At 31.9% G+C, this 6,786-nt stretch carries 7 protein-coding genes; all 7 read right to left on the bottom strand.

The window, feature by feature from the left end:
* Positions 1-345: 345 nt before the first annotated feature.
* On the bottom strand, positions 346-744 hold the full coding sequence (locus tag WC223_13635) for a DoxX family membrane protein (GenBank protein ID MFA6925282.1): 399 nt from the start codon (positions 742-744) through the stop codon (positions 346-348).
* A 316-nt stretch (positions 745-1,060) separates the two neighbouring features.
* Positions 1,061-1,297: a hypothetical protein gene (locus tag WC223_13630; GenBank protein ID MFA6925281.1), complete on the bottom strand. Its 237-nt coding sequence runs from the start codon at positions 1,295-1,297 to the stop codon at positions 1,061-1,063.
* 38 nt (positions 1,298-1,335) lie between these two features.
* A complete protein-coding gene (locus tag WC223_13625; GenBank protein MFA6925280.1) occupies positions 1,336-1,902 on the bottom strand; it encodes an RDD family protein in 567 nt (188 codons plus the stop codon).
* Positions 1,903-1,953: 51 nt separating this feature from the next.
* Positions 1,954-2,853 (bottom strand): class A beta-lactamase, subclass A2, encoded by a 900-nt coding sequence (gene bla, locus WC223_13620; protein MFA6925279.1) that lies wholly within the window; start codon positions 2,851-2,853, stop codon positions 1,954-1,956.
* Positions 2,854-2,994: 141 nt separating this feature from the next.
* Complete coding sequence (locus WC223_13615; protein MFA6925278.1) at positions 2,995-3,699, bottom strand: hypothetical protein; 705 nt, start codon at positions 3,697-3,699, stop codon at positions 2,995-2,997.
* Positions 3,700-3,738: 39 nt separating this feature from the next.
* On the bottom strand, positions 3,739-5,541 hold the full coding sequence (locus WC223_13610; protein MFA6925277.1) for an alkaline phosphatase family protein: 1,803 nt from the start codon (positions 5,539-5,541) through the stop codon (positions 3,739-3,741).
* Positions 5,542-5,738: 197 nt separating this feature from the next.
* Positions 5,739-6,614, bottom strand: a complete 876-nt coding sequence (locus tag WC223_13605) for an AraC family transcriptional regulator (GenBank protein MFA6925276.1) — start codon at positions 6,612-6,614, stop codon at positions 5,739-5,741.
* Positions 6,615-6,786: the final 172 nt, after the last annotated feature.

The raw sequence follows: 6,786 nt of genomic DNA, 5'->3' as shown, positions 1-6,786 counted from the left end.
GTGTGAAAAAATACAGATTCTGTTTGATAGTCTCTGTCGTTGTGTTTTTCAGTTACGAATACAGCATTGTGCAGTACTTGTCAATTATCTGAATTGAAGTGTTTTTCAGCAGACCCTAATTAATTATGAACCATTGAGATACAGCTCTAAGCTCTTCATCAGTCAGCCCAAATTTATCAATTTGTTTTTATTGCCGTCATTGTCTGGGGAGCTGTTTCCCTTTTCGCATGAGGTACAGATCATTGAATAAAGAATGATGCTGAAAAAAAGTTTTCTTACCATGATTTGAACGTTTTAATTGATATTGTTACTTACTAAGATGTCCTATCTTTTTAAAACGTTGCTTCATTTATGTTTATGTTGGTTTTGATTGTTTGAAAATATTAAAGTTAGTAACATGAAAATTAGCACGAAGCTAAATTCCATTCCGTTTCTTCCGGCACCAACGACAAACCAACCCTCTTTAAGATGAACTGTTACAATTCCGGATATTAAAATTAGAATATTGATGATTGATGCAATTTTTGTGTATTTGTCTGCCAATAAAAACAATGAAGTGATTATTTGAGAAATTACTGTTGTCCAAGCAATAAAAACTCCAAAGGGAGCAAACCCAATTTGATTTAAAAACAAATTGCCAAAATCATTCACATCATTTCTGATAAATATTCCATGTAAACTGTGTGATAAGAAAATAGTTACTAATGCGAAACGTATTAAAAAAGTACTGTTAAAGGTTTTCATTTTCAAATTATTTTAGAATAAACGCTGACATTGCTTTAGTATTAGAACCAATATGAAATCGGTCATTTAAGGGTGCCGTGTCGGTCAGGTCAATGGAGTGTCCTCCCAATGCAACGTTTGAGTATAGCGGCAGTAAGGGATTTCGGGCTTCGTCACTGTCAAGCTACACCGAAGTTTATGCGGGGCAGAATGCTCGAATACCACGGAAACCCTTATTGCCGGCTACACTTTGTTATGGGCTGGTTTTCCATATTTCTCAAATTTGTCATTTAAAAATCCAGACTGGTATTTTTATACCAGTCTGGATAAAGTCGTGCTACTTTTTATCACAAGGTTTGTAAATCGCACCTGTTGCAAAGTCAACAATTGTACCTGGCCAAAATAATAAAATGTCAGCAATTAAAGCACCAACCCTAACTTCCCTTTGCGGTTGTCCTTCAGCAGGTTTAGTTTTTTGACATTGTGAAACTTTACCACCAAAAACAGTGGCACAACTTGATAAAGTGGCAGCTATTATAAGCATACCCAGAACATTTACAACATTTTTTTTCATGCTAATTGATTTTTAGTTAAACATTAATTTTTATATTACTATAGTTTGATTATAGTCGTTTTTGAAATCCAGTCATGCAGACCTCTGTATGAAAACAAATATGATAACATATCTAAGGGAATAAATCTCATTAGTGTGCGTAATAAAATTTGAAAAAAATAATGCCCTTTATTTTCTGTCAATGAAATAATTTTAGAACGAGTGATGATTTTCCCAAGAGTCTGTCCGATGAGATACTCAAAAAGAAAATAATATAAAAAATAGATTAAAATCGAAATCCATTTAACTTTTTCCTGCTCAATTGCATTTTTGAAAACCATTAAGAAAGATACCATAAACGCAAAATAAATTGCAGTGTCCAATAAAAAATTTATAAGTCGTAATGTTTTTCCTATCATAATTTTCTTTTCTGTTTGTGAGTCTGTGTGATGTCGTTTTTTAAACTTGCCCATAACAATTTCTAATGTTGATTTGGAATCGACAGCATCATAACTAATTTCTGGAATGCTATAAACTTTACGTATTGAGTCAGCAAATTGAACGGCCTTTTGTCCATAAAAAACTGTAGCAAAAGTTAAAAATGGATTTGTCGCTAATTCTTTCATTTGTCAATGTTTTTGCATTGTGGAAGCTAACTAAATATTTTGGTGTCAGTTTTATTCCGTCTTAATTATAAAATAGTTCCAGGTCGCAATTGCGATATCAGCAATTAATTTTTCATTTGTTTCTGCATCCTCTTTGGAATTTGTGACAAACACACTAATGAAAAAATGTTGTCCGTTCGGTAAAAACACAATTCCAATATCATTTACCGCTGCTGTCAAACCCTCATTGTTTGTTCCTGATGAGCCTGTTTTATGCGCAATTATTGTTCCTTTCGGCAATTGTCCTTTTAATCTGTTTTGGCCTGTTTCTGTTTCTTTCATTACTTTCCAAATGAAATCGTAACTTTTTTTTGAAAGTAACTTTTCTGCATTATAATAAAATTTTGTCAACACTTCATTTGCAGCCTTTGGTGTTGTCCAATTTTGAAACTGCAAATCCCAATTGGCCTGTTGTTCTACTTCGTTTAATTTTATTGATATGTCTTTAATCTCATTATTAATAAAATAATCATCAACAACTTTTGGTCCGCCAATTAGTTTTAATACAACCTCACAGCCGACATTATCACTGGAAGAAACTGTATATTCCAGAATTTTTGAAATTGGAAGTGTCACTCCATTCGGATAATCTTCTCTTAATGGGCTGTACAAATCGGGTATCAAGTCTTCTTTTCGAATTTCAACTTTTTGGTTTAACGAAAATCTTCCTCTATCTACTTCAGAAAGCAACGCTAAAGCGATATGAAACTTAAATACGCTTTGCATTGGGAAATGTGTGTCGCCATTTATGGACAACGTATCTTTTCCGCTATTCCCATTAATAGCAACGCCCACAGTAACGTTCTTCTCCGCAACGATTTGTTCTATTTTGTGCCGTAATAATTCTGTCGTTTGAGCCGTTATTAAGGAAGTAATAGATAGAAAAACTGTTACGTAAAATAATCTAGTCATATTTTTCTGTTTAGAAATATTGTCTCGCTTATGTCAAAATTGCCATCATCATTATAGTTTAACCACTTAAAAACCATTGAAATTAAAAGGGAAAAGATTGAAAATAGCTTCTGTTCTAATTCATACTTATTTTTAATAATTTCATTCTTCTCTAATCATAACCAATTTACCTCCATTGATTTCTTGTTTCCAAAGCTTACGATCTTCTTTGTCTATGTAATGAACAGTTTTTAAATTTTCATATAATTCTGTTACTTTCCATACATCTCGAACACCTGATTTCTTTGTTTGATATTTTTCAGAAATAACTTCAGTAATTTTTACATCAAAAATCCCGGTTCTACAGTTTGGATCATAATTGTAAATTGCAAGTTCATTCTTATAACCTTCGGTTAATGGCAACCACCTAATAATGTTTTGGTAAACACTACTTTCAAAATAATTCAACTTATTATCTATTGGTTCTGCGTAGTTTGTTATCTTTTTGTCACTTACATTTCGGTAAATTGCATGAATGGTATCGCCATAAACAACCGTAAGAAAACGCTGGTCATTGTTTGACGTATGAAATATTGGTTTTAGATTGCTTAAACGATATTCGGTTACATCAACAAAATCATTTTTAAACATCTTGCGTTTGAATGTCATTGATTGTATAATAATGCCATTATTGATTTCAAGTTTATTCTCAACTTCACCAATGGCAGTTTTAATTGAATCTTTTATACTATAAAAAATCATGTTGTTCCCTTCATTTTGTATCCACTTGCTTTCAAATGTGTTATTGCCTTGTGCCTTAACTAAGTTGATTATTGTTAATGCTAAAATCGTAAAGATGATTTTCATTGTATTGAATCTTATAATTAGTTTTAATCTTTCAACCAATTAAAAACTGCTTTTTTGTTCAGCATTCATTGGCGGTTGAATTCCTAACAAATTTGCTACTGTTGGTGCAATTTGTAACGAATACATTTTTTTTATTTCCTTTTTCGGGACATCTGGACCGATTGCATAAAAGATAGACTGACCTTCACGCAAACTGGATAGGCAACCGTGAACGCCTCTGCCTGTTTCATTCATTGTACCGCTTAAAAGGAAATTCTTAGTTGCCTGGTTTTCATTTTTAAACATCGCCGGATCAAAAGAATTTTGCACAAGAAAATTTACACCTATTTGGTATCTATGTGAAATTGTATAACCTGCCTTACAACTTACAAATAGGTCGCCCGAATAATCCGGATGGTATAAATCGTATTTTTTCTGTTCTTGTTTATTTGCTACTAACTCAAATATAGGTTCGCCTGTAATGGTATCTTTTAACGATTTTAGTGATTCAGTCAATCGGTTCAAATAACTTTCGTAATCACTGGTTTTTATTTTTTCCTTATTGATGTATATATGTGCAGAGTTTCCGCTTGCACAAAGTGTAAGCTCCTGTTTGGTATAACCGAACCCACTCTGCTCGAAATAATTATTTAACAATACAACAGTATGAGTAGGTATCATTCCGTGATCAGAAAAAATAACGAAATTAGTTTCCGTTGGAGCGGCATTCATAATTTCAAGTAAATAGGCATCAATCATCTGAAACCGATTTTCAATATAATCAACATAAGTTTTCGGACGTGTTCCATTATCTGCATTATTATCTATTTGTCGTGGATTGGTTAATGTGTATCTGTGCTGTACATCGTCAAGTGTAGAAAAATAGCCAAATAATAAATCCCAACCATCTTCTTTCATCGCCGTAAGAATTAAATCCTTTGAATATTTTGCCAACCTGTCTATTTGTTCAAACCAGATTTTCTCAGATACCAGGCCAGTAGTCTGTTTTCTATTTTCAGGTTCTACAGGCCCTAAACCCCAATTTGATTGTAATTTTTCTAGAAATCCATTCGGAGAACCATAGACTTCTGCTGGAGCAGTCATAAATAATTGAAACTTACCTTCTTTTTCATCAGATTTGAAAATTCTGAAAGAAGCATTGTACTTTTTACTGTTTTTTTCTATTGCCATTCCTGTCCAACTTTCGGAATTAACCGTTGCTACATAACCATTTTTGAAATCCGCATCTGTATCAATAACAATTTCTGTAGGCCGATTTGGCAAATTCGAAGGGTTAAACTTTCGATCTTTGAGATAAAAATATAGTGGAATCTTGAAACTTCCTGAAATTTCAAAAATAGGTTTTGATGGACTTTGTGGCGTTGTTTTCAACTTAATGAAACGTTTGAGATCCACTTGATTTATCGTATCTGTAACTTCTAAATCCATTATTAAGGATGGCCCACAAATTATAGGATACATATGCATGCAATCTGTCATTCGGTTCTGATTGGTATAGTCAATTCCGACACCCGCCAGCGCAATTACTTTTTTGCCTTGGCGCATAGCTGCTTGAAAAATTGTTTCGGCAGTAATGGGTTGGCTAAAAGCAGATAATGACGGGCTTGACCAATCCTGGTTATTTTTACGAAATGTATTTCCAACAATTCCAGTTTTAGAAGGAGAAGCTCCCGTAAAAATGGAGATATGTGAAGGGCCCGTAGAAGCAACATTAATAGGCAATAGTGTTTCAGCATAAGCACCTTTTTCTTTCATTCTGGCAAAAGCTCCATCGGCAGGAAGTACCCCATTGTCAAGGAATTTATCTATAAGATAATCTGGAGCGCCATCTACTGAAATCATAACGACTCTTTTCTTAGGAGTTTGTGCATTTGTCTGAATATTTATAGAAAGCGCTATCAGAAATAGACAAACTATTCTTATTAAATTGAATAATTTCTTGTTATAAAAATTGAATCTGATGTTTTGTCGTGACATAATTTCCCGATTTTTTTCATTCCTGTAAAATTATTGTGCATACAATATTCAATCGCTATCAATCAGATAAAATAACTACCATTTTGATAATTATTTCTATATTCTTTTAACGTCATGTTGGTATGTCGTTTAAAGAACCTGCTTAAATGATTGGGTTCGGAGAAATTGAATAAATCGGCAATTTCATTTATATTTAGTTTTGAGTATTGCAGAAAAGATTTTATTTCAAATAAGACAAACTGATCTATCATCTCAGAACAAGTTATTCCAAATTGCTTTTTTATACATTTATTCAATGTTATTCTACTCACCCCAAGTCTTTGAGAATAAAAAAGAATTGTTCTGTTATTTCTAACCTCGCTTTGCAATAGCTGTTTAAACATAAATGAAATTGTATTATTCTCGGTTTCAGATGACAACTGATATGTTTCAGAATAATATCTATTCAATTTTATTAAGGAAAAATATAATAAAGAGCGAATAATATGTTCGCTATCAGATTTGAATTCCGTTAATTCAATAAATATATCAACAAATACTTCTTTATATTTCCGTAATTGAGTTTCGGAAATTCTAATAAATAACGGTTTTGTTTTATTGTAGAAATACTGTAGCTTAAAAGAAAAAAGTTTATCTGAAAAAAAATTAGATAAAAAATCATCTTTGAAAAATAAAAAATGGCAATTAATCTTATTCTTGTCTAAATACCATTTTCTGTTTTGGAATGGAGAAATAAAAACAACGGTATTGTTTTCTATAGTAATTTTATGATTGTCAAGTTCTAAAAAACCATTTCCATTTGAAAAAAATATTATTTCATAAAAATCGGTGCAATGTAATATTGCTTCAAAAAAATAATTTGGAATATCGTTATAACTACCAATATCCATTAGTAGTTCTCTACCATACTTATTTTTCACAAAATGAAAATGTTTCATAATTTTCCAGGTATAAGCAATAAGAAAGCCTTTAGATTTTAAAATCAATAAGATATTCTTATTACAGTGTTATATAAATGTCCATTGCCAATCATAAGTGCATTATGATCATTAATTTTTGCGATTGCTCTAAAATTTAAAGCCAGTTGTGGATCATAAGTTTTTTGAAGAG

The organism is Bacteroidales bacterium (genome assembly GCA_041671145.1).
In the GTDB taxonomy this organism is placed as follows: Bacteria; Bacteroidota; Bacteroidia; order Bacteroidales; family JAHJDW01; genus JAQUPB01.
Note: the sequence above shows the minus strand (reverse complement) of the source record. Positions and strands in the feature narration are given on the sequence as shown.

Coding starts and splice junctions, on each gene's coding strand:
- WC223_13605 (MFA6925276.1), bottom strand. CDS start 6,614: ATGAAACATTTTCATTTTGTGAAAAATAAGTATGGTAGAGAACTACTA.
- WC223_13625 (MFA6925280.1), bottom strand. CDS start 1,902: ATGAAAGAATTAGCGACAAATCCATTTTTAACTTTTGCTACAGTTTTT.
- WC223_13610 (MFA6925277.1), bottom strand. CDS start 5,541: ATGATTTCAGTAGATGGCGCTCCAGATTATCTTATAGATAAATTCCTT.
- WC223_13635 (MFA6925282.1), bottom strand. CDS start 744: ATGAAAACCTTTAACAGTACTTTTTTAATACGTTTCGCATTAGTAACT.
- bla (MFA6925279.1), bottom strand. CDS start 2,853: ATGACTAGATTATTTTACGTAACAGTTTTTCTATCTATTACTTCCTTA.
- WC223_13615 (MFA6925278.1), bottom strand. CDS start 3,699: ATGAAAATCATCTTTACGATTTTAGCATTAACAATAATCAACTTAGTT.
- WC223_13630 (MFA6925281.1), bottom strand. CDS start 1,297: ATGAAAAAAAATGTTGTAAATGTTCTGGGTATGCTTATAATAGCTGCC.